At 69.4% G+C, this 21,509-nt stretch carries 15 protein-coding genes; 7 read left to right on the top strand and 8 right to left on the bottom strand.

The window, feature by feature from the left end; all coding sequences use genetic code 11:
- The first annotated feature begins 168 nt into the window (after window positions 1-168).
- Window positions 169-1,371 carry a glycosyltransferase family 4 protein gene (locus RDCOP1_RS17880; RefSeq protein ID WP_072703403.1) on the top strand — a complete coding sequence of 401 codons (1,203 nt, stop codon included), beginning with the start codon at window positions 169-171 and terminating at the stop codon, window positions 1,369-1,371.
- Here RDCOP1_RS17880 and RDCOP1_RS17875 read toward each other — a convergent pair.
- Window positions 1,309-3,054 carry an MmpA family trehalose lipid delivery protein gene (locus RDCOP1_RS17875; RefSeq protein ID WP_072703400.1) on the bottom strand — a complete coding sequence of 582 codons (1,746 nt, stop codon included), beginning with the start codon at window positions 3,052-3,054 and terminating at the stop codon, window positions 1,309-1,311. The two genes, RDCOP1_RS17880 and RDCOP1_RS17875, sit on opposite strands and share 63 nt — an antisense overlap.
- A 42-nt stretch (window positions 3,055-3,096) precedes the next feature.
- Here RDCOP1_RS17875 and RDCOP1_RS17870 point away from each other — a divergent pair, with 42 nt between their 5' ends.
- Window positions 3,097-4,338 carry a polysaccharide biosynthesis protein gene (locus RDCOP1_RS17870; protein WP_072703397.1) on the top strand — a complete coding sequence of 414 codons (1,242 nt, stop codon included), beginning with the start codon at window positions 3,097-3,099 and terminating at the stop codon, window positions 4,336-4,338.
- 49 nt (window positions 4,339-4,387) lie between these two features.
- On the opposite strand, the gene pgfA is transcribed toward RDCOP1_RS17870, so the two are convergent.
- Complete coding sequence (gene pgfA / locus RDCOP1_RS17865; protein WP_072703394.1) at window positions 4,388-5,626, bottom strand: cell envelope lipid trafficking protein PgfA; 1,239 nt, start codon at window positions 5,624-5,626, stop codon at window positions 4,388-4,390.
- A gap of 192 nt (window positions 5,627-5,818) precedes the next feature.
- Here pgfA and RDCOP1_RS17860 point away from each other — a divergent pair, with 192 nt between their 5' ends.
- Window positions 5,819-6,991, top strand: coding sequence for an acyltransferase family protein (locus RDCOP1_RS17860; RefSeq protein WP_072703391.1), 1,173 nt, complete (start codon window positions 5,819-5,821; stop codon window positions 6,989-6,991).
- Here the strand turns inward: RDCOP1_RS17860 and RDCOP1_RS17855 are convergent.
- The 4 genes from RDCOP1_RS17855 to RDCOP1_RS17840 form a co-directional block, all read right to left on the bottom strand.
- Window positions 6,880-11,172 carry an alpha-(1->3)-arabinofuranosyltransferase gene (locus tag RDCOP1_RS17855; protein ID WP_072703388.1) on the bottom strand — a complete coding sequence of 1,431 codons (4,293 nt, stop codon included), beginning with the start codon at window positions 11,170-11,172 and terminating at the stop codon, window positions 6,880-6,882. The genes RDCOP1_RS17860 and RDCOP1_RS17855 overlap by 112 nt on opposite strands.
- A complete protein-coding gene (locus RDCOP1_RS17850) occupies window positions 11,153-11,326 on the bottom strand; it encodes a DUF2613 domain-containing protein (protein ID WP_072703384.1) in 174 nt (57 codons plus the stop codon). The genes RDCOP1_RS17855 and RDCOP1_RS17850 overlap by 20 nt, the downstream gene beginning before the upstream one ends.
- A 109-nt stretch (window positions 11,327-11,435) precedes the next feature.
- Window positions 11,436-12,518: an isochorismate synthase gene (locus RDCOP1_RS17845; protein WP_072703381.1), complete on the bottom strand. Its 1,083-nt coding sequence runs from the start codon at window positions 12,516-12,518 to the stop codon at window positions 11,436-11,438.
- 33 nt (window positions 12,519-12,551) lie between these two features.
- Complete coding sequence (locus tag RDCOP1_RS17840; protein WP_072703378.1) at window positions 12,552-13,019, bottom strand: universal stress protein; 468 nt, start codon at window positions 13,017-13,019, stop codon at window positions 12,552-12,554.
- Between the two features lie 162 nt (window positions 13,020-13,181).
- Here RDCOP1_RS17840 and RDCOP1_RS17835 point away from each other — a divergent pair, with 162 nt between their 5' ends.
- Together RDCOP1_RS17835 and RDCOP1_RS17830 are read left to right on the top strand one after the other, a co-directional pair.
- Complete coding sequence (locus RDCOP1_RS17835) at window positions 13,182-14,354, top strand: glycoside hydrolase family 3 N-terminal domain-containing protein (protein ID WP_072703847.1); 1,173 nt, start codon at window positions 13,182-13,184, stop codon at window positions 14,352-14,354.
- A gap of 75 nt (window positions 14,355-14,429) precedes the next feature.
- The gene (locus tag RDCOP1_RS17830; protein WP_072703375.1) at window positions 14,430-15,038 is read left to right on the top strand and encodes a TetR/AcrR family transcriptional regulator; all 609 of its coding nucleotides are present in this window, start codon (window positions 14,430-14,432) and stop codon (window positions 15,036-15,038) included.
- Between the two features lie 104 nt (window positions 15,039-15,142).
- On the opposite strand, the gene RDCOP1_RS17825 is transcribed toward RDCOP1_RS17830, so the two are convergent.
- Both RDCOP1_RS17825 and RDCOP1_RS17820 read right to left on the bottom strand, forming a co-directional pair.
- Window positions 15,143-16,000: a MaoC family dehydratase gene (locus RDCOP1_RS17825; RefSeq protein ID WP_072703372.1), complete on the bottom strand. Its 858-nt coding sequence runs from the start codon at window positions 15,998-16,000 to the stop codon at window positions 15,143-15,145.
- Complete coding sequence (locus RDCOP1_RS17820) at window positions 16,000-17,346, bottom strand: 3-oxoacyl-ACP reductase (RefSeq protein WP_072703369.1); 1,347 nt, start codon at window positions 17,344-17,346, stop codon at window positions 16,000-16,002. The genes RDCOP1_RS17825 and RDCOP1_RS17820 overlap by 1 nt, the downstream gene beginning before the upstream one ends.
- Window positions 17,347-17,453: 107 nt before the next feature.
- Here RDCOP1_RS17820 and RDCOP1_RS17815 point away from each other — a divergent pair, with 107 nt between their 5' ends.
- On the top strand, window positions 17,454-18,767 hold the full coding sequence (locus RDCOP1_RS17815; RefSeq protein ID WP_072703367.1) for an acetyl-CoA C-acetyltransferase: 1,314 nt from the start codon (window positions 17,454-17,456) through the stop codon (window positions 18,765-18,767).
- Window positions 18,768-18,982: 215 nt separating this feature from the next.
- Window positions 18,983-21,466, top strand: coding sequence for a VanW family protein (locus tag RDCOP1_RS17810; RefSeq protein WP_174555834.1), 2,484 nt, complete (start codon window positions 18,983-18,985; stop codon window positions 21,464-21,466).
- Window positions 21,467-21,509: the final 43 nt, after the last annotated feature.

Here is a 21,509-nt window from a genome sequence, read left to right as displayed (position 1 = left end):
CGGGCGCGGTCGGAGAAGGCACGTCGAACCACCTTAGTGTGGAGCTCGAGGGAGATCTCCATACCTATGCCGGTCCCGTAACCGTTAGGGTGTTCGTTGTCATACCTAGGCCCTCCCGGGTCACCCACCGGTCCCTACGGGACGTCTGCAACACATTGGGGGCTTCGCGTGCAGGAGGTACTGCTGCTCTGCTGGCGGGACACCGGACACCCCCAAGGGGGTGGCAGCGAGCGGTACCTGGAACAGGTGGGCGCCCAACTCGCCGCGCGCGGTATCAAAGTCACGCTGCGCACTGCGTCGTATCCGGGTGCGCCGAGTCGCGACACCGTCGACGGCATCGACATCAGCCGTGGTGGCGGCCGGCTCACCGTGTACCCGCGCGCACTCGCCGCGATCGCGGCCGGACGGCTGGGGTTCGGTCCGCTGGCCGGAATCCGCCCCGATGCTGTCATCGACACCCAGAACGGCATCCCGTTCTTCGCCAGGGTGGTCGCCGGAGCACCGGTCACCCTCCTCGTGCACCATTGCCACCGGGAGCAGTGGCCTGTCGCGGGACGGCTGATGGCGAAACTCGGCTGGTGGATCGAGTCGTCGTTGTCGCCGCGGGTCCACCGCCGCAACCAGTACCTCACGGTGTCGCTCCCGTCGGCCGACGAACTGCGTGCGCTCGGCGTCGACCGGGACCGCATCGCGGTGGTGCGCAACGGCGCGGACGCGATCCCCGCCGGTGTCGTCCCCGGAGACGACCACACCCGCACCGAACATCCGAGCCTGTGCGTGCTGTCCCGGCTCGTACCCCACAAGCAGATCGAGGACGCGCTCGGCGCTGTCGCCGCGCTGCGCAGACGCATTCCCGGCCTGCATCTCGACGTCATCGGCGGCGGCTGGTGGGAACAGAACCTGCGCGATGCCGCAGCAGAACTCGGCATCGCGGACGCGGTCACCTTCCACGGTCACGTCGCCGAGGATCGGAAACACGAACTCCTCTCCCGCGCATGGCTGCACGTGATGCCCTCCCGCAAGGAAGGGTGGGGTCTGGCGGTGGTCGAAGCCGCCCAGCACGGTGTGCCCACGATCGGATACCGCAGTTCCAAGGGCCTGACCGATTCCATCATCGACGGGGTGACGGGGCTGCTGGTGAATTCTCCGGCCCAGCTCACCGATGCGGTGGCCGACCTGCTCGAGGATCGTGACCGGCTGCGTCAGCTCGGTGCGAAGGCCCGCTTCCGGGCCGGGGAATTCTCGTGGGAGGCCACCGGTGACGGAGTGTTCGACGTCCTGTCGGGCACCGCCCGCGGCCGAGCCGTCTCAGGGCTGTTTCCGAGAACGGGCGAACCGCTGCACAAGCACGCCCACAGCGCCGCACGCTGACATCAGCAGCCACACCATGTGCGCCGCGATGGCGGACGCCCGGTGCGGCGACGCGTCGCCGGAAACCCCGTCGACCCGGTACAGGCTCAGATCGTCGTCGCCGTACACCTGCTCGAGTGCATCCAGGGTGCGCTGCGACTCGCCGAGGCCGCCGGGGGTGCCGTGTTCGACGACCACCCAGCCCACACCGTTCGCGGCTAGTGCCGCCGGGTCGGCGCCGGTCAGCAGGAGTTCTTCGACTTCCTCGGCACGGTGACCCTCACCGGCTACCGTGCCTCCCGCCACGACGAGCGTGCCGGTCTGCAACACGTCCGCACGCACCATGCGTGGCAAGGGGTCCAGGACGGCCACCAGACCGGAGAAATCGAAGATCCGGAACATGCCTCCCGGCAGCACCGCCACATCGCCGTCGCGCGCGGTGACGGACTCGGCGACCTTGCGCCACCCGTCGGGGTAGTGCACCGGCCGGATCTGCCCGGAGACCCCCCACGCGAGGTCGGGCAGTGCGAGCAGGAGTCCGGCGATCAGAGCGGTCGCCCAGACCGTCGACGGGCCGGAGAACCGGCGACGTAGCGCCCCCACACCTGCCGCTGCGGCCAGCGCGTAACCCGGCATCGCCAGCGCAACCCACTTCTGGGTATCCCGGAGCAGGCCCGTGCCGGGCACGTTCTCCATCGACCATGCACCGCCCGCGAGACCGGCGCCCGTCGCGGCCACGGCAGGTCCCAGCACCGCCAGCGCAGCCAGTACCGCGGCCGAGACGACCACCGGATGACGACGGCGACGCCACAGCGCCGGGACACCGCATCCCACGACGACGAGCAACAGGACCGTGCCGACGAGCGCCCACGGCGTGCTCCGCGACTCCGGCACTGCACCGGCGTTCCAGATACCGCCGAGCCCGGCGAGCGACCCGAGGGTGCCGAGCATCGGCTCCGCCCGCGCGGCGAACGCCCGCACCCCGGCCGGGTCGGCCTCGGTTCCTCCGCCCGCCAGGAACGTGGCGGTGAGCCACGGCAGTGACGCGCACACGGTGAGGGCAGCCCCGCCGGCCACCCGCGCGGGCACCGAGACGCGTCCTCCGGGAACGGCGAGCACCGCCAGAGCCCCGACGGCCGCGAGCAGCACTCCGGTCGGTGTCAGCCCGGCCGCTGCGAGGCTCAGCGTCAATGCCGGCCACCCGCCGCGTCGCCGGCGACGGATCGTCACCGCCGCGCACATCGCCCAGGGCAGCGCGGCATACCCGGCGAGCAGGCTCCAGTGGCCCTGCAGCAACCGTTCGGCGACGTAGGGATTCCAGACCGCGACCGTGGCCGCGACGAGCTGTCCGGGGATCCCCGCCCGCGGCAGCACGACGGAGACGAGCCGCGCGGCTCCCCACCCGGCGGCCCACACCGACAGCGCCAGGATGACGGTCACCGCGATTCCCCCGTCGATCATGGTGGTCACCCAGGCGAGCAGCGCATCCTGGGGGACGGCGCGAGCCGCCGCGTCGGACAAACCGAGGGCGGAGTCGGTGAGGAAGGAGCGCGGCGTGCTCACCGCGTCCCGCAGCAGCAGATAACCGGGGGATGTCAGGAGCGGGCCGAGAACCACGAACGTCAGCAGGAGGGACCACAGGGCCGGTGCGAACGCACGCACCGACGCCGGTGCGCCCGAACGCGAGGACACCGGCGTGAGCATGGCGGCAGAATACGGTGTCTCTGCTGATGCGAGGATGGGCGGATGCCTCGACCCGAGACGACGCGGCGGTCGGCTGCCGCCGGAATGACGATGGTGACCGTCGGGGCGATGACCGCGAACATCGCGGCTTACCTGCTGCACCTTCCCGCGGGTCGCTGGCTCGGTCCGGCCGGATACGGCGAGTTCGCGAGCCTGCTCGCCGCCCAGCTCGTGCTGGCGGTTCCGGCGCTCGCCCTGCAGACGGTCGTGGCCCGCGAGGCCGTGCACGGCAGCAGCGTCGCGGTGCTCCGCCGCCTCGGTTTCCGGTGCGCGGCCGCGGCGGGTGTCGTCGCGCTGGTGCTTGTTCCGGTGGTGGCGTGGGCGCTCGACACCAGCGTCGCGGGCGCGGCCGGATCCTTGGTGACCGCACCGCTGCTCGTGCTCCTCGCGGGTGAACAGGGGCTTCTGCAAGGTAGCGGCAGGTTCGGCGCGCTCAGCGTCGTGCTGGCCACCGCGGGCGTCGCGAAGGTGGTTCCGGCGGTCGTGGTGCTCATGCTCGGCGGCGGACCCGGTGCGGCGTTGTTCGCCGGCGCCGTGGGAACCGGTCTCACCGCAGTCGTCGCGGCTGCGCTCGTCGGACGCGGTGACCGTGCGGAGCCGGGACGGTCACCGGTGCCCAGCGCCGGAGCGGTACTGCGTGCCTCCCAGGTGCAACTCGCGCTGATCGCGTTGACGTCGCTCGACCTGCTGCTCGCCCGCGTGGTGCTCGATCCCGACTCCGCAGGTCTTTACGCCCTCGGCGCGGTGGCGACGAAGGTGGCGTTCTGGCTGCCGCAGGCGGTCGGCGTGGTGCTGTATCCACGCATGGCCGATCCGGCGGAATCCGCGGCGGCGGTGCGGTCCGCGCTGACGGTGCTCGTGGGCCTGGGCGCGGCGCTGGTCGCGGCGGCCGCGGTGTGCGCACCGCTCGTCCCGCTTCTCGTCGGTGACGCGTACCAGCCTGTGCAGTCGCTGCTGTGGATGTTCGCACTGCAGGGAGCGTGCCTGTCGGTGCTGCAGGGGGCGCTGCTGTCGGCGATAGCGGGCGAAAGGACGCATCTCGCGCTGGTCGCGTGGGCGGGTCTCGCCGTCGAAGCGATTTTGATGCTCACGGTCGCCTCCACGATCGAACAGTTCGTCGGGATCGCGGTCGGCGTCGCGGCAGTGACAGCGGCGGTCGTCGCCGTGCTGGCCGTGCGTGCCGCCGGCGCGTCTGTGCCGGCGCCGGACCCGGAGAACGGCACCGCCCCCCACCGTGGACGGTGAGGGGCGGTGCGCGAGGTGCAGTGAACTGCGGCTCTACTGAACTGCGGCCCTACTGGGGAGGAGGCTTACGCAGGTCCGTCCGCGGGATCTCCTGCGTCTGATCGGTGGTCCAGTCACGCTGCTGCGTGTCCGCATCCGGATCGGTGCGCGGGATGACCTCGGTGCGGTCGTCGGTGTAGTCACGCTGCGACGTCGTCGACTGCGTCGTGCCGACCGTGGTGGTCTCCGGACCGGCCGGCGACGGTCCGTTGGCGGTGGCGGCACGACGGCCACCGTTCTGCCCGCCGCGGAGACCGAGAACGAAGCCCGCGATCAGCAGGATCGCGCCGAGGATGCCCAGGATGATCGGCAGGGTGCGGCCGAACAGCGACAGCTGATCCTGCCCGTCCTTGGCCTGACCGATCTGGTACTCGACGGTTTCCTCGTTGAACGGCAGTGTGACGTCGAGAACCGTCACCTCCGGGGTGTCGGCTTCGCGTGCGTAGTACTGGTCCTGTGCTTCCTGACCCTTGACCACGACACCCGTGATGGGGTCGACCCACAGGTCGCGGACGTTGTTGTACCAGCGGGTCATCGTGATCGGCTCGTCGCCCTCACCGACACCCCAGGTGGAGGCGGGGAGGCTCAGCTTGTACGTGGGGACCTCGGGATCGGCCTCGGACAGGTCGATCGGTCCGACTTCCTGACGGAAGTGGTAGACCGCCATGCCGTTGATCTCTTCCTCACCCTGGAACTCGAGGGGGAAGGTCTCGCGGGCATTGATGTCGAAGTAGGGGTACGACTCCTGCTTGACGTCGAACGGGAACTTGTACTGCAGGCCACCGCGGTCGCCGAGATCGGTGGGCGGCGCGTCGGCAGTCGTCTGCACCGTGCTCACGCGGTCGGCGAAGTCCTCGGACGAGACCGGCAGCGCCGTGTCGCGGTCGATGGTGACCCGGTCGACCGTCGCCGAGACCAGGCCGGTGTCGCCCTGCATGTCGAGACGGCGCACCGTCTGACCTGCCTGGAGCGTCATGATGTCGCCGTTCGACGGATCCTCCACCGTGACGTAACGCTGTGCCACGATCGGGACGTCCCGGTCGACCTGTGCCTTGCCTGCGAGCAGCGCTCGTGAATTGAGGATGTCGCCCGTGCCCTCGGCGATCGTGGTCACCTCGAGGTCGAGGGGCGTGGTCGCCAATTTGCCGACAGTGTAGGTCGGTACGAGAATTGCGATTACCAGGAGGAAAGCCCCCAGGCCTATCAGACTCAACGCAAGTATCCGGCCGGAGCTCGAACGCTCAGCCATGCTGTCTCTCCTCACTCAACGGGTTGTCATCGAGTACCCCCACCGGCAGCAGGGCTGCGCGGATCGCCTTGGCATCCGACCCGCGAACGCCACGTGAGCCCAGACACTAACAGCCCACGGACTCGAGTTGGTCGTCGCTCGTGACGAACCCGCATTTACGCGGGCATGCCTAGGCGGGCACACTGGTCGCCGATGACTAGTAGTACGGCCCCCGACCCCGGCGCGAAGGGCTTTCTCCCAGCGCTGGAGGGCATGCGTGGGCTGGCCTCGGTAGCCGTGCTCGTCACCCACGTCGCATTCCAGACCGGCGCGGTGAACGACCCGGTGATCGGCCGGGTCTGGGGACGGATGGATCTCGCCGTCGCTCTGTTCTTCGCCCTGTCGGGTTTTCTGCTGTGGCGGCCGCACGCCGCCGAGGTGCGCGGCCTCGGCCCGCGACCCTCCACCCGCCGATACCTGGTCTCGCGCGCGACGCGCATTCTGCCCGCCTACTGGATCGCGGTGATCCTGGTGTTGTGGCTGCTCCCCGGCGCCGGGGGTGGAGCCACGGTGTGGTGGGCGAACATGACGTTCACGCAGGTGTTCGTGCCCCTGACGCTCACCGAAGGGCTCACCCAGATGTGGAGCCTGTCCGTCGAGGTCGCGTTCTATGCGGTGCTGCCACTGGCGGCGGTCGCGGTAGCCGGATTGCGGGGGCCGTCCGCCAGGTTCCGGATTCCGTTGCTGCTCGGAGTGAGCGTGCTGTCGCTGGCGTGGGTGTGGTTGCCGGTGCCGACTCCCGAGCACACCAACCACGAGAACTGGCTACCCGGGTACGTGCCGTGGTTCGTCGCCGGAATCCTCCTGGCCGAACTCGTGACGGGTCCCCGGACGTGGCTGCACCGGATCGCGGAACGCCGATCTCTCATGGCCGTGATCGCGGTGGTGGCGTTCGGTCTGGCGGCCACTCCGCTGGCCGGGCCGAAGACGCTCACCGACCTCGAACCGTGGGAGTACACCAACAAGATCGTGCTGGGCGCGATCATGAGTTTCGCGCTGCTCGCACCGCTGGTGCTCGCCCCACGCGAGCGGCACCGGATCCTTGCGAGTCCGCTGGCACTGGCAGTGGGCCGCTGGTCGTACGGGCTGTTCATCTGGCACCTGGCGGTGATGGCGATCGTGTTCCCGGTTTTCGGGATCGCGCCGTTCCAGGGCCACTTCTGGCCGGTGCTCGCGGTGACGTTGGTGCTCAGCACCGCGATCGCGTCGGTCAGTTACGCGCTCGTCGAGGTACCCGCCCGCGACGCTTTCCGCCGTTGGGAAGCGTCCCGCAAGGGCAGGGCCGCGAAACCCACCGCGACGAGCCCGACCAGCGCCGCAAGCTGAATCAGGTAGGAATGCCCGACATATCCGTCGGGTGAGCGCCACGGCCCGGTGGACAGCAAGGCCATCGCAACCATGGTCGCGCCGCCTGCGGTGCCCACGAGTAGACGGGACGCGGCGCGCTGTCCCCGACGACGCACGACGGCGACGAGCCCGGCGGCACCGAGAACGACCACCGCCGCACCTGCGCCACCCGCCACGACGACCGCGGCGGCCAGCACACCGGCAAATGCGACCGCCGGTGACCGCCAGGTACGCGACGCGGGGCCGGGGTCCGACCCGCGACGCCTGGACAGCGGCCACAGGGCCAGCGCGAACAACGGCAGCAGCAGCGCGAGACCGCCGAAGATCCCCAGCCGGTACCAGCGGTCGGTGGTGAACTCGAGCGTCAGCGTGCTTTCCGCGCCTGCCGGCAGGATCCAGCCCTGTTGCCACCCGTCGACGACGACGGGGGTGGCGTCGAGACCGTCCGCGCTGCGGGCCGTCCAGCCGACGTTGGTGCTTTCGGGGATCACCACCAGCCGGTCCTCGTCGCTTGCGGGCACGGTCAGCTCTCGCAGGGCAGCCGACCAGCGACCCTTCTCCAACTCCACCGGGGACACGACCTGAGGGTCGGCGCCGGGAACGGTCAGGTGCAGGCGCGAGACGATGAACGCGGTGCCCGGCACGACGTCGACATCGACGCTGCCGGCGGCCATGCCCACCACATCGGCGTCGCACAGTGTCGCGGGAACTTCTGCTCCGGAGGCGAGATCGCCGACGGTTGCCGTCACCGACGTGCGGTACTGCTGCCCGTCGACGGTGACGACCGGGCCGTCCTCGCATCCGACGGTCACTTCCCTGTCGTAGATCGGATCCTGTGCGCCGATCGGGCCGTTCTCACCTCGGACGGTCACTTCGGCGATGCCGGGAGGCGCGAGTTTCGAGAAGCCCAGCACCGTCCGGTCGAGGACGTCGTCCCAGCGGACGAGCGTGAGGGTGATCCGGTCGGTGAGATGCGGGGCGAGTTCCACCGACGTGGTGCCCTCGTCCAGCTCACGTACCTGCGGGCCGTTGCCCAGGTTCACCGCGACAGCCTGCGGCGCGACCGGCAGCGTCCCCAGCGACGTTGCGATGTCCAGACCTGTCACCCGTTGCGGCGAGGGCAGTTCCAGCGTGAGAGTCGGGCGCGGGCCACCGGGCCCGAGGGATCCCTCGTCGGCGGCCCACGACGTACGGGGGTCGCCGTCGGTTGCCGCGAAGGCGGATCCCTGCAGATCGACGACCTCGGCGGCGCCACGGGCGACGACCCGATCGGTGCGGGTGACGAGGGCGTCGAGTGCCGGCCCAGGCCGCGCCCGGACCCACAGGTCCGGTTCGACGGCGGTGGCGGCGGGAACCTCGAGGGTGCGCGTGAACGTGTTGGGCTCTTCCGTCGACGTCGCGAGGCCACGCGCGCACCGCACCCGGTCCGGGGTGTCGACGCAGCTACCGCGCCCGGGGAACTCTTGTCCGAGATTCCAGCCGCGGACCTCGGCGCCTGCGGACGGTCCCGGGACGACGATGCGGCGCCGGATGTCGATGCGTTCGGGGGTGCGACCGTCGGTGAACTCGTCCACCGCGAGCTCGGCGATCCCGAACTGGTTGCCGCGCGTCCCGCGTTCGGTGTGGGTGGAGGTGATACGGATCCACGACGTCGTCCCGAGCGGCAGCGCGACCGTCTGGGGCCGCCCGGGTTCGTCGACGCGTACGGCGGTGCTGCCGCGTTCGGTGGACACCTCGAGCCACCGCACGGGATCGCCGAGCGCTCCGGAACTGATCGTCAGTTGCAGCATGCCGGCGTGGATCGGGGTGTCGAGGTCGAGTTGCAGCCACTGGCCGACCGCGGATTCGAGACCGTTGCTGTGCCAGCCGGTGGTGGGGTCGCCGTCGACGACGGCGGCGGGTCCGCTGCCCACCGCGGTGCCGCCGAGCTGGGTGGCATCCGAGGCGGCGCTCGACACCGTGATTCGTGCGCCTTCCCACTCGGCGCGGACGAGTTCGGTGTCCGGGACGGGATAGTCGGGCACCGCGTTGTGGGTGCGCCGCGGGTCGTCGGCCGCGCGGATCGCCGAGGAATGGTGATCCACCTGGCCGTAGTCGGTCTCACGGTCGGTCGGGGTGTCGGTGACGGTGAGTTCGCCGACGGGTCGACCCGCGCGTTCCGCATCGGCGGCGAGCAGTGTGGGCCCGACCCGGTCCGGGTCTGCGGTGTTGATGCCGAGCAACGATTCGGGGCCGCCCTGGACGACGGGCACGTCCGCCGCGTCCACCATGTACGGGCCGGTGGGGGCCGCCGCGGGGGCAGTCACGCGGTAGATCTCCACCGCCGGATACACCGGGCGCAGGTCGGCGTCGGTGACGAATCCGTCGGCGTTCGCGAACACGATGTCGTCGCCGAATCGGGCGACCCGCTCGATGCCGGGGGACTCGTCGAGAGCGCGGTGGACCAGCGCGGGTCGTGCGGCCGGGGACGTCTCCGGATCGAGGTCGTTGCGCACCACGAGGAACCCGATGCCCTGGCCGCGCAGGGTCGCGGCCAGCCCCGGCGAGGGGCGACCGTCCGCGATCTGCCGTTGCACCGAATCGAGGGCCCGGATCGCGCCCGGCGGGACGAGGGGCACGGCGTCGCGCGACGCCCACGGTGTGGAGGCGAGTGCCTGTAGCGGCTCGTCGCGGGTCAGTCCCCAGATCTGGCTGCCGAACGGTGCTCCGGGCACGATCAGGGCGCGTTCCCCGCGATCGTCGGTGTTCTCGTCGAGCCACGCCGCGGTGTCGTGCCAGTACTCGGGCACGCTGTCGTAGGCGCCGCGCGGTGCGAGCTTGCCGGTCCACGCGAGCGACGTCGCGAGGGTCAGCGCGACGAGAACGAGCGTCGTGAAGGCGACCATCGGGTTGCGTTCGGGGTGGGCGAACGCGGCGCGGGTACGCGCCCACGGCACCGAACCGGGCATAGGCACCCACCGCAGCAGGTGTGCGAGCCCGAGGACGAGCGGCAAGCGGATCAGTGGTTCGAGTTTGTGGACGTTGCGTAGCGGCGCGCCCGTGGAGTCCAGGAACGTGCGCACCTGATCTGCGAACGGCGAGCCGAGATCCCCGGCGTAGCCGGCGCCGAGCCCTGCGATCCCGACGAACAGGATCAGGGTCAGGCGGCCACGCGCGGGCATGGACCGCATCGCGAGGCCGGCCATTCCGGCTGCCGCGAGCGCGCCGGTGACGAGTACTGCGGCGGGCTGGGTCACCAGGACGGCGCCGGCGATGCGCTCGGGGGAGACGAACGGCGTCCAGCTGCTCGTCCCGCGAAGTACCTCCGCGAGCGACGTCCATTCGGTGGTCACGCCGGACGATTCGATGAAATCGAGGAACGGCGGGCTGACGCGGCCGAGCAGGAGCAGCGGCACCATCCACCACGTCACCGCGACGAGGCACAACGGAATCCACCACACCGTGAATCGCCACCATCGGCGATCGGGCCGGTGCGCGACCCACCACAACGCGGCGATGAGACAGGCCGCCGCGGTGGCCACGGCGTTGATCGCGCCCATGAGCGCGACCGCCACCGCCGACTGCGCGGCCAGCCTGCGCGGCGACCACACATCCCGGTTGCTCAGGTAGCGGACGAGGGGAAGGAGCACCCACGGGGCCAGCATCATCGGATGCGCCTCGGAGGAGATGGATCCGAGTGTGGTCAGGACGCGGGGGGAGAGGACGAACACGATCGCCGCGAGTACACGGGAACCGCGGTTACCGATTCCGAGGGCCTCGGCAAGCCGGATGATTCCCCAGAAACCGACGACGAGCAGCACCGCCCACCAGGCACGCTGGGTGATCCATGGCGGGATGTGCAGCAGTTGCCCGGCGGCGAAGAACGTGCCGTGCGGGAAGAAATAGCCGTACGCCTGGTTCTGCACCTGCCCGAGCGGCGCGGTGCTGCTCCACTGGTGAGCAGCGCGCGCGAGAAAACCGAGCGGATTCTGCGTCAGGTCGTACTTGGTGTCGGCGACGACCAGGCCAGGGACCTGTGCGAACGACAGCAGCACTGCCACCACGGTGGCGCCGTACAGCCACCGTCGAGACAGGGGTTCGGCGGACGGGGTGTCCGTCGCGCCTCGGTACGTGAGTGAACTCGAAGCGTTGCCGGAGCCGTCAGCGGCTGCCGTACTCAACCTGGTTCAGGAGGGAGGAATCGGCGTTTCCGCTGCGGTCGATCTCGGGGCGCGTGTTCTCCTGCACGGCGGCTGTCACTCCGAACACCGCCACGATGCCGAGAACAACACCGACTGCCGCGCTGCCCAGGGCCGGAGCCAGGAACTTCGCCATACCAATCTCCCCATCGTTCGTAACGCATTTCGTGACGCATGTCGTATTGCTCCGCGCCAAACTATCACCCCACCGCGCGATGTCCGACCGTCCGCACCCGGATACGGAACTACACCCCGAGCGCGCCCAGCAGCGTGCGCAGTTTCGCGGTCGTCTCGTCCAGTTCCGCATGTGGATCGGAATCGGCGACGATCCCGCCCCCGCCCCACGCGATCGCCCGACGGCAGTCGGAACTCAACTCGGCGCAGCGGATCGCGACGAACCAGTCGCCGTCACCGTCGGAGTTGCACCAGCCGACTGCCCCGCCGTAGAACCGGCGGTCCCCCTCGACCCGTGCGATGGCGTCCATCGCTGCCTCGGTGGGTGTGCCCGCCACGGCGGGAGTGGGATGCAGTGCGGTCGCGAGGGTGAGCGCGTCGGTCTCGGCGTCGCGCAGTCTCCCGGTGATCGGGGTCGCGAGATGCCATACGTCCGGCGTGGAGGTGAGCTCGGGTGTTTCCGGGATCGTCAGCTCGTCGCACAGCGGTGCGAGACGGGCGCGGATCCATTCGACTACGTATCGGTGCTCGGCGAGGTTCTTCTCCGATTCGAGCAGGTCCTTGCCGGCGCGCAGGTCGTCGTCGGGGTCTTCGCGTCGGGCCGCGGTTCCGGCCAGGGGCCGGCACGTCACGGTGTTCCCGCGGCGGCTGACGAGCAACTCGGGACTCGCCCCGACCAGGGTGTGCCCCCAGAACCGTTCGCCCGCCGCACTCAGATCCACCGCGAACGTCGCCGCGTCCGGGTGCCGCGCGACCATGCGGGCGGCCAGGGTGAGCGGGTCGATGGGGGTCTCCGCCGCGAGCGCGACCTTCCTGGCCGCGACCACCTTGTCGAATTCGCCGAGTTCGAGTCGCTCCACCAGCGCGCGCACCCGCGCGACGTGCACGCGGGGAAGCGGGATCTCCTGCGTCCTTTGGACCTCCGGAAGGTCCGGGAGGTCGTCGGGCGCCTCCCACGGTCCGTCGGTGATCTCGGTGTGATCCGGCTGGGCCAGCGCGACCGGCCGGGTCGGGTCGAACGGCAGGGCACCGACGACGAGGTCGGCGTCCCCGCGGTGCAGGGCACGAGACGCCGACGCCACGTCGTCGAAGAGACGACGCGTGCCGGTGGCGTGCACGGTGCGATCGGCGCGGGAAAGCAGAAAACCGTCCATGGTGATTCGACGATATTCCTGCGCGCGCCGCCCTCAGCGGCCAGGTGGCACGATCAGCACGGGACGGTGGCTGTGGCGCAGGACGTGGTCGGCCACCGACGACTGCAGCAGGGACCGCAGGCCGGTGGTGCCTCGGGTGCCCGCGACGATGATGTCGACGTCGAGTTCGTCCGCGGCTTCGACGATCGCCGCCCACACCGCGTTGACGACCTCGACGGTGCGGCCCTCGGCGTGCAGGCCCAGCGAGTTGGCCAGTTCGAGCCCTTCGTCGTTGGTGACCTTCGCGTCGGTCAGCGCGATGTCCTCGCGGTCCTCGTCCGGCACCCATTCGGGTTGCATGACGCCGGACAGTCCCGACATCCGCGCGGCCTGCCGCACCATCGGCTCCCACGCCGTGACGACCACCGCCCGGCACGACTCGAGGAACCGCCCTGCGTACTGCACGGCCCGCTTGGAATTCTCGGATCCGTCGTAGGCGATGAGAATCAGATCTGCGGCCACCGGGCACCTCCTGTGTCGAGTGTTACGGGGTCGAGTGAGTCCGGGTGCGCCCCGGCTTGGCCTCGTCGACCACGGGATCCGGCACGAATGTTCGGGTGCACCTTAGCGTGCGCAGACCGGCTGCGGGAGGGTTCGTGGCACCGGTCCGCTACCGTCGGAACGATGCGTACCCGCCACACTCTCGCCGTCGTTCTCACCGCCGCGCTCGCAGCCGCGGGATGCACCACGAACGACAGTTCGGACGTTGCCTCCAGCAGTCGCGCGGAGGAAGCGGCGACGTCGGAGTCGCGGGTCACGACTCCTTCGGCGGAACCGCTGCCGACCACCGCGGCCGTGTGCGGCGACGACCTGCTGGCGTCCCTCACCGGCAGGCAGAAGCTCGCCCAGTTGCTCAACGTGGGAGTGACGGGGGCGGACGACGCTCTCGCGATCGTGCAGTCCGAGCAGATCGGCGGCATCTTCATCGGCAGCTGGACCGACCCCGCGATGCTGGCCGAGCGGCAGGTTCGGGATGTCGCCGAGCAGAGCCCGCTGCCGTTGATGGTCACCATCGACGAAGAGGGTGGACGGGTGTCGCGCGTGGGCGCGTTGCTTGGCCCGGACCCGTCGGCGCGGGTCACAGCGGAGACGATGACCGTCGAGCAGACCTATCGGATGGCGCTCGAGCGCGGCAGGGAACTACGTGACCTGGGAATCACGGTCGATTTCGCTCCCGACGTCGACGTGAGCAGCCAGCCCGACGACAGCGTCATCGGTGACCGTTCGTTCTCTGCGGATCCGCTGGTGGTCGTCGAGTACGCGGGCGCCTATGCGCAGGGGCTCCGCGACGCGGGCATCATGCCGGTGCTCAAGCACTTCCCGGGCCACGGATCGGCGTCGGGTGATTCGCACACCGGTGCGGTGACCGCTCCGCCTCTCGAACAGCTCGAGCAGGTCGATCTGGTGCCGTACCGCAGTCTTGTCGCTCCGGACGTCGGAGTCATGCTCGGACACCTCGATGTGCCGGGCCTGACCGGCGGGCTGCCGGCCAGCATCAGCCCGGAGGCAGTGGAGTTGCTGCGTTCCGGTTCGTACGGCGCACCGGAGTTCGACGGCGTGATCTTCACCGATGATCTGTCCGGGATGCGGGCGATCACCGACACCTACGACATCACCGAAGCGGTCGAGGCCGCATTGGTGGCCGGCGTCGACCAGGCGTTGTGGCTGACGACCGCCGAAGTTCCCGAGGTTCTCGACTATCTGGAGCAGTCCGTGGCGTCGGGTGTACTGCCGCAGTCCCGGGTGGACGACGCAGTCCGCACGGTCGCGCGAGCGAAGGGTGCCGTCGACTGCTGAAACGCGTGTTCGCGCCTGTGCGGAAACTTCCCTACCGTAGAGTAAGAAACCGATTCGAGGAGGTGGGGAGGGTCCATGGCCGGCGGAACCAAGCGATTGCCGCGTGCGGTGCGGGAGCAGCAGATGCTCGATGCGGCGGTGGATGTCTTCTCCGAGCACGGATTCCACGACACGTCCATGGATGCCATCGCAGCCCGGGCGTCGATCTCGAAGCCCATGCTCTATCTCTATTACGGGTCGAAGGACGAACTGTTCGCCGCGTGCATCAACCGCGAGGGGCAGCGGTTCGTCGAAGCGCTCACCCCCGCCGGAGATCCGGCGCTCTCGCCGCGTGAGCAACTGCGGGTCGCGCTCGAGGCATTCCTCGGGTTCGTCGACGAGCATCGCAATTCGTGGATGGTGCTCTACCGTCAGGCGCTCGCGCAGCCGGTGTTCGCTGGGCAGGTGAGGGGTAGCCGCGACCGGCTCATCGAACTCACCGCCCACCTGCTCGAGTCGAGCACCCGAGACCCGGAACCGGGGACGGATTTCACGATCATGGCCGTCGCGCTGGTCGGCGCAGGAGAGGCGGTCGCCGACCGGATCGCGGGCGGCGAAATCGATGTCGAGAAGGCGGCCGAACTCCTCGACAACCTGGCGTGGCGTGGGCTCGCCGGCCGGAAACGCTCGGAAGCGACCGGCTGAACAAGCCGCGGCACGGTGCCCAGGGGCAGGGGGCAGGCGATCGAAAACAGGAGAGCGGGTGCCGGGACGCCCCCATCGCGTCCCGGTACCCACCCTCCTGTCGCTCAGCGCAGCGTTGCGGTGAGGTGCGGGTAGAGCTTCTTCGGATGGCGAAGCGAGAGATCCCAACCGTCGGCGTCGCGCCGCGCGTAGAGATTCACCGTCGCCGGAAGAAGCACCGGCTTACCGAATTTCACCGCATAGGTCACTGCTCCCGGGACCTTGCCCTCGACGGCGCGCAATGCCGCCGCCGCGCTCCACATTCCGTGGGCGATCGTCTTCGGAAAGCCGAAGGCTTTGGCACCCAAGGTAGAGACGTGGATCGGATTCCGGTCTCCAGAGACCGCAGCATACCGGGAGATGATCTTCTGATCCACCCTCAACGTGGAAGTCGGAACCGGCGGGATCTCCTCCTTCGGGGGATCCTGCCGGGGCTGTCCCGACAGAGACGTGCGTTGCTGATGAAGGAACGTCGACGTCTGCCGCCACACCTGTTCCCTGCCGACCGCGACTTCACTGACGACATCCACCAGCACACCCTTGCGGTGTTCACGCATGTTCTCCGCATGCACCCGCACGTCGAGCGGTTCGGTGACGGAGATCGGACGCTGCTGCTCGATCACGTTCTCGGCGTGCACCGATCCGACGGCAGCGAAGGGAAACCCCTTGGAGACCATCAGTTTCATGACTACGGGAAAGGTGAGCATGAACGGGTAGGTGAGGGGGAGCGTGTCTCCGAACGTCAGTCCGCACACCTTCGCGTACTCGGCGAGGTTGTCCGGATCGACGCGCAGTCCGCGCAACACCAAGGTGTCGTCGGGAAGGGTGCCGCCCTTCGCCCCCACGACCGGGAGTGCCGAAAGCACCGCCCGGCTGTAGACGTCGAGAACCGACGGGCTCGAATCGAGTTCGATGACCGCCATCAGGCCCCCAGCATGGACTGGCCGCAGACCCGGACGACCTGCCCGGTCACGGCGCTCGACGCGGGGCTCGCGAACCAGGCCACCGTCTCGGCGACGTCGACGGTTTCGCCGCCCTGCTGCAGCGAACTCATGAGCCGGCCGCCTTCGCGGGTGGCGAGCGGGATGGCCGCGGTCATGGCGGTCTCGATGAAACCGGGCGCAACCGCGTTGATGGTGATGTTCTTCTGAGCGAGGACCGGGGCGGTTGCCTGCACGAGGCCGATGACGCCGGCCTTGGATGCGCCGTAGTTGGTTTGTCCCCGGTTGCCGGCGATTCCCGCGATCGAGGAGACGTCGACGACGCGGCCGCCCTCCTTGAGTGCGCCCTTCTCGACGAGGACGTCGGTGATCTTCTGGGGCGCAATCAGATTCACGCCGATCACGGCGTTCCACTTGGCGTCGTCCATGTTCGCGAGGAGCTTGTCGCGGGTGATGCCCGCGTTGTGCACGATGATGTCCGCTCCACCGTGACGCTCGAGAAGATGTGCCGCGAGCTTGTCGCCTGCGTCGGACGCGGTGACGTCGAGTGCGAGGGCTGTGCCGCCGACCTTGTTGGCGGTCTGAGCGAGCGCCTCTCCGGCGGCGGGGACGTCCGCGGCGACCACCGTCGCGCCGTCGCGGGCGAGCACCTCGGCGATGGTGGCACCGATGCCGCGGGCCGCGCCGGTGACGACGGCGACCTTGCCCGCGAGGGGCTTGTCCCACGACGCGGGAGCCGTGGCGTCGCCCTCACCGATCCGGATGACCTGGCCGTCGACGAAGGCCGACTTCGCCGACAGCAGGAACCGCAGGGTCGATTCGGCACCCGACAATCCTGTCGAGGCCTTCGGGGAGACGTAGACGAGTTGTGCGGTCGCGCCACGGCGAAGTTCTTTCGCGAGGCTGCGGGTGAAGCCCTCGAGCGCGCGCTGGGCGATGCGCTCGTCTACCGAGGCGGCCTCTTCCGGGGTGGTGCCGAGCACCACGACGCGCCCGCTGGGCGCGAGATTCCGGATCGCGGGCTGGAAGAACGTGAAAAGCTGTTCGAGGCTCGCAGCGTCGGTGATGCCGGTCGCGTCGAAGACGAGGGCGCCGAAGGTGCTGTCGGCGGGGTCGGCTGCCGGGTAATCGCTCAGCAGCGTCCGGAGCGGATCGATCAGCCGGCCGTTGCCGCCGAGAAGGAGTGGCCCGGGGAGTGCGGCTTCGCCGGGCTGGTAGCGCCTGAGCTTCTCGGGCTGCGGCAGGCCGAACTGCTTGGCGAGGAAGGATCCGGGTGCGGACGAGATGATCTGGGCGTAGAGCTTGGGTGCGCCCTTGGCTTCTGCCACGGTTCCACCTTCTTCTTTCGGTCGTCGATGCACTGGTCGACAACAAACTTACCCGTGAGTAAGAATAGTAACCAGAATTCGAGTCCATCTGAATCCGGGAGACACCAGTGACCACCAAAGCCCGTTCCACGCAACAGCGCCGTGTCGCCGTTCTCGGGGGCAACAGGATCCCGTTCGCCCGGTCCGACCGCAAATACGCGCGCGCATCGAATCAGGACATGTTCACCGCGACTCTCGACGGTCTCGTCGGCCGCTTCAACCTCCAGGGCGAGCGCCTCGGCGCAGTCGTCGGAGGGGCCGTCCTCAAGCACAGCCGCGACTTCAACCTCGTCCGGGAGTCGGTCCTGGGCAGCGCCCTGAGCCCGTACACGCCCGCCTGGGATCTCCAGCAGGCGTGCGGCACCGGATTGCAGTCCATCATCTCGGTGGGCGACGCGATCGCCGCCGGCCGCATCGAAGCCGGCATCGGCGGCGGTGTCGACACCACCTCCGACGCACCCATCGCGGTGGGCAACGAGCTCCGCGAATTCCTCCTCTCGCTCAACCGGGCACGCAGCGCCGGTGCCCGCGCCAAGCTGCTCGGCAACGTGCGGCCCTCGATGCTCGGCATCGAGATCCCCCGCAACGGCGAACCGCGCACCGGCCTGTCGATGGGTGAGCACGCCGCGATCACCGCCAAGGAATTCGGGGTTCGTCGCGAAGACCAGGACGAACTGGCCGTCGCGAGCCACCGCAACATGGCCGCCGCCTACGACCGCGGCTTCTTCGACGATCTCGTCACCCCGTTCCTCGGCCTCACCCGCGACGACAATCTGCGGCCCGACTCGTCGGTGGAGAAGCTGTCGACGCTCCAGCCCGTGTTCGGCAAGAAGCTCGGCGACGCCACCATGACCGCCGGCAACTCCACACCTCTTACCGACGGTGCCTCGGCGGCGCTGCTGTCGACGGAGGAGTGGGCGGCGAGTCGAAAGCTTCCCGTTCTCGCCTACCTCGTCGATTCGGAGACAGCGGCAGTCGACTACATCCACGGCGGCGACGGCCTGCTCATGGCCCCCACCTACGCCATCCCGCGGTTGCTGCAGCGCAACGGGCTCACTTTGCAGGACTTCGACTTCTACGAGATCCACGAGGCGTTCGCCTCCGTGGTGCTCGCGACGCTGCAGGCGTTCGAGTCGGAGGATTACTGCAAGGGCAAGCTCGGCCTCGACGCACCGCTGGGATCGATCGACCGCAGCAAGCTCAACGTCAACGGTTCGTCCCTCGCGGCCGGACACCCGTTCGCGGCGACCGGTGGACGCATCGTCGCGTCGCTGGCGAAGATGCTGCACGAGAAGATGCAGGAAACCGGCCGGCCGGTCCGCGGCCTCATCTCCATCTGCGCTGCCGGTGGCCAGGGTGTGACCGCGATTCTCGAGGCCTAGCTCACGCCTCGAAAAAGTTCCGGTAGGTCTGTAACGCTCCGGCGAGCACAGCGATAGACCGGTCGACCCCGTGTTGCTGCCTGACCCCCGACCTGGTAGCAACACGGGGTTTCTGCATTCCGCCCGCAGTGGCGCTCAGCCGGGGAACTACTCTGGATGTGGTAACCGGCGCACGAGGTTCCGTCCCCGTGCGCCCAGTTGGTGAAGGGATTTGGGTGAGCGGCACAAACGGGACCGACGGCTCCGAACACGAGAACGACGACGTTCGGCCCGCGGAGCCCGACTCGCGGGATTCGTCGGAAAAAGAGTCCAACAGCGCGTCGGCCCCGACGGAGCAGTTCGCGGCTTTCGCCCCACCACCGACCGGTGACAACTCTCCGAACGAGCCGGACGATCGTGCAGGTCGCACCGCGGACTCGCCCGCCGGTCCCGACACGGACGAACCGTCCCCGTCCGATGCTCCGACCACGGTGATTCCGGTGGTGAAGCGCCCCGGTCGCGGCGAGGAGCCCTCCACCACCCCGCTCCAGCGTTCGTCGGATACCCCGGCCCCGAAGCCCGTCGGAAGCACACCGCTCCCCACCTCCGAGTCGCGCCCCGCGCAGCCTCAGGACTCTCGGCCCGCGCAGGACTCCCGTTCCGCGCAGGATTCCCGTCCTGCGCAGGATTCCCGTCCCGCGCAGCCCCCGGCGTCGCCGCCCACGCCACCGCCCCCGGTGGCCCCGCCGCCCGGAGGCAACTCCGGGTCGTCGGGCGACGGGTCGGGCCCGTGGTGGTCCGGATTGCCGAAGCGGACGGTCGCACTGGTGGTCGGTGGCATCGTCGCTCTGCTCGCCGTGCTCTACGTCGCAGACCTCGCCATCAGCTCGGGCAAGGTGCCGCGTGGGGTCACCGTCGCCGGCATCGAGATCGGCGGAGAGCCTCTCGACGAGGCGGAAGCGCACCTGCGTGAGGTGCTCACAGAACGGCTCGACGAGCCCGTCCGTGTGCTCGCGGGAGAAACGACCGGTGAGATCGTGCCTGCTCAGGCGGGCATCGGTATCGATTGGGACGCGACGCTCGATCGCGTCGGATCCCAGCCGCTCAACCCCTTCGCGCGACTCGCGTCGTTCTTCGGCACCGAGGAGATCGGAGTCGTCTCCACCCGCGACGATGCTGCGCTCGTCGTTGCTCTCGACGAGTTCACCGCGGCCGCCGCGTACGCGCCCCGTGAGGGCAACATCGTGTTCGAGGGCGGCACGCCCGTCCCGGTGATCCCGCAGCCCGGGCAGCGCGTCGACATCGCCACCGCATCCGACGTGTTCGCCGAGCGCTGGGCGTTCGGGGAAGTGTCGCTGCCGGTCGAGCAGGTCGATGTGACCGTCACCCGCGAGGGCCTCGACCGGGCGCTCGCCGACATTGCCGTGCCTGCGGTTTCCGCAGACCTCGTCGTGCGCGGCCGGGACGGGACTGCGGCGACCTTGGCCCGCGATCAGATCGGCGCGGTGCTCTCGTTCGTGCCCGACGGCAACGGCGGCCTGACACCCGAGTACCACCCGGAGGCAGCGGTCGAGATCCTCGCGCCGCAGCTCGAGCCGACGGAGACCGAGCCCCGCGACGCCCGGGTCGAGATCCAGGGCGGCAGCCCCGCGGTGGTCCCCGGCGTCAAGGGAGAACTCGTCGACTGGGCAAAAACCCTCGAAACGTTCCCGCAACTGCTCGCCGTCACCGACGACCGGGCGGTCGACGCGGTGTACCAGACCGTGGACCCTGAGCTGACCACCGAAGCTGCCGAGAAGCTGGGCATCAACGAGGTCATCGGTGAGTTCACCACCGGCGGGTTCGAGTACGCCTCCGGCGTCAACATCCGGCTCGCCGCCGCCGAGATCGACGGCGCGGTCGTCAAGCCGGGGGAGACGTTCTCCCTCAACGGTTACACCGGTCCTCGCGGCACCGCCGAGGGGTACGTCGAGTCGGGCATCATCGAAGCGGGCCGCCCCGGCAAGGCCGTCGGTGGCGGTATCAGCCAGCTCGCGACGACCCTCTACAACGCGACCTACTTCGCGGGCATGGAGGACGTGGCCCACACCGAGCACAGTTACTACATCTCCCGGTACCCCGCTGCCCGCGAGGCCACAGTGTTCGAAGGTGCGATCGACCTGCAGTTCCGCAACCCGTTCGACACAGGCGTGCTCATCCAGACGATCACAACCAGTTCCGACGTCACCGTCCGCCTGTGGGGCACCAAGACGGTGAACGTGCAGTCGATCACGGGTGAGCGCACGAACTACACCGACCCGAACACCATCACGTTGCCGGCCGGCCCGGGATGCATCGCGTCGGCCGGAGCGAAGGGCTTCACCGTCTCCGACACTCGTGTCGTCACCGACGCGAAGACGGGCGCCCAGATCTCCAACGCGACACGCACGGTGCGCTACGACCCCGTCCCGGTCGTCAAGTGCGTCGAGCCCGACGAGAAGGACGGCGCGGATTCCGAGGGCGACCAGGGTGCGGGAGACGCACCCGCTCCGGCGAGCCCGGCGCCCGCACCGGCATCGTCGACGCCCGAGAGTGTTCCGGTCGGAGCGCCTGCGCAAGCGCCCGGTGAGGATGTCGCTGACACGGCGGAGCCGATCGCGCAGCCGGAAACGGCCGCGCCGCCCCGGCGGCAGCCCGAGTCCGTGAGCATTCCCGAACCGGCGGGCACCTCCGCCAACTGAGGGCCGGTCGGCCGGTCCCGATGACCGGGATCGCGCGTCGGGG

Source organism: Rhodococcus coprophilus NBRC 100603, assembly GCF_001895045.1.
Lineage (GTDB): Bacteria > Actinomycetota > Actinomycetes > Mycobacteriales > Mycobacteriaceae > Rhodococcus > Rhodococcus coprophilus.
The sequence above is the reverse complement of the archived record's forward strand: the minus strand, read 5'-3'. Positions and strand labels throughout refer to the sequence as shown.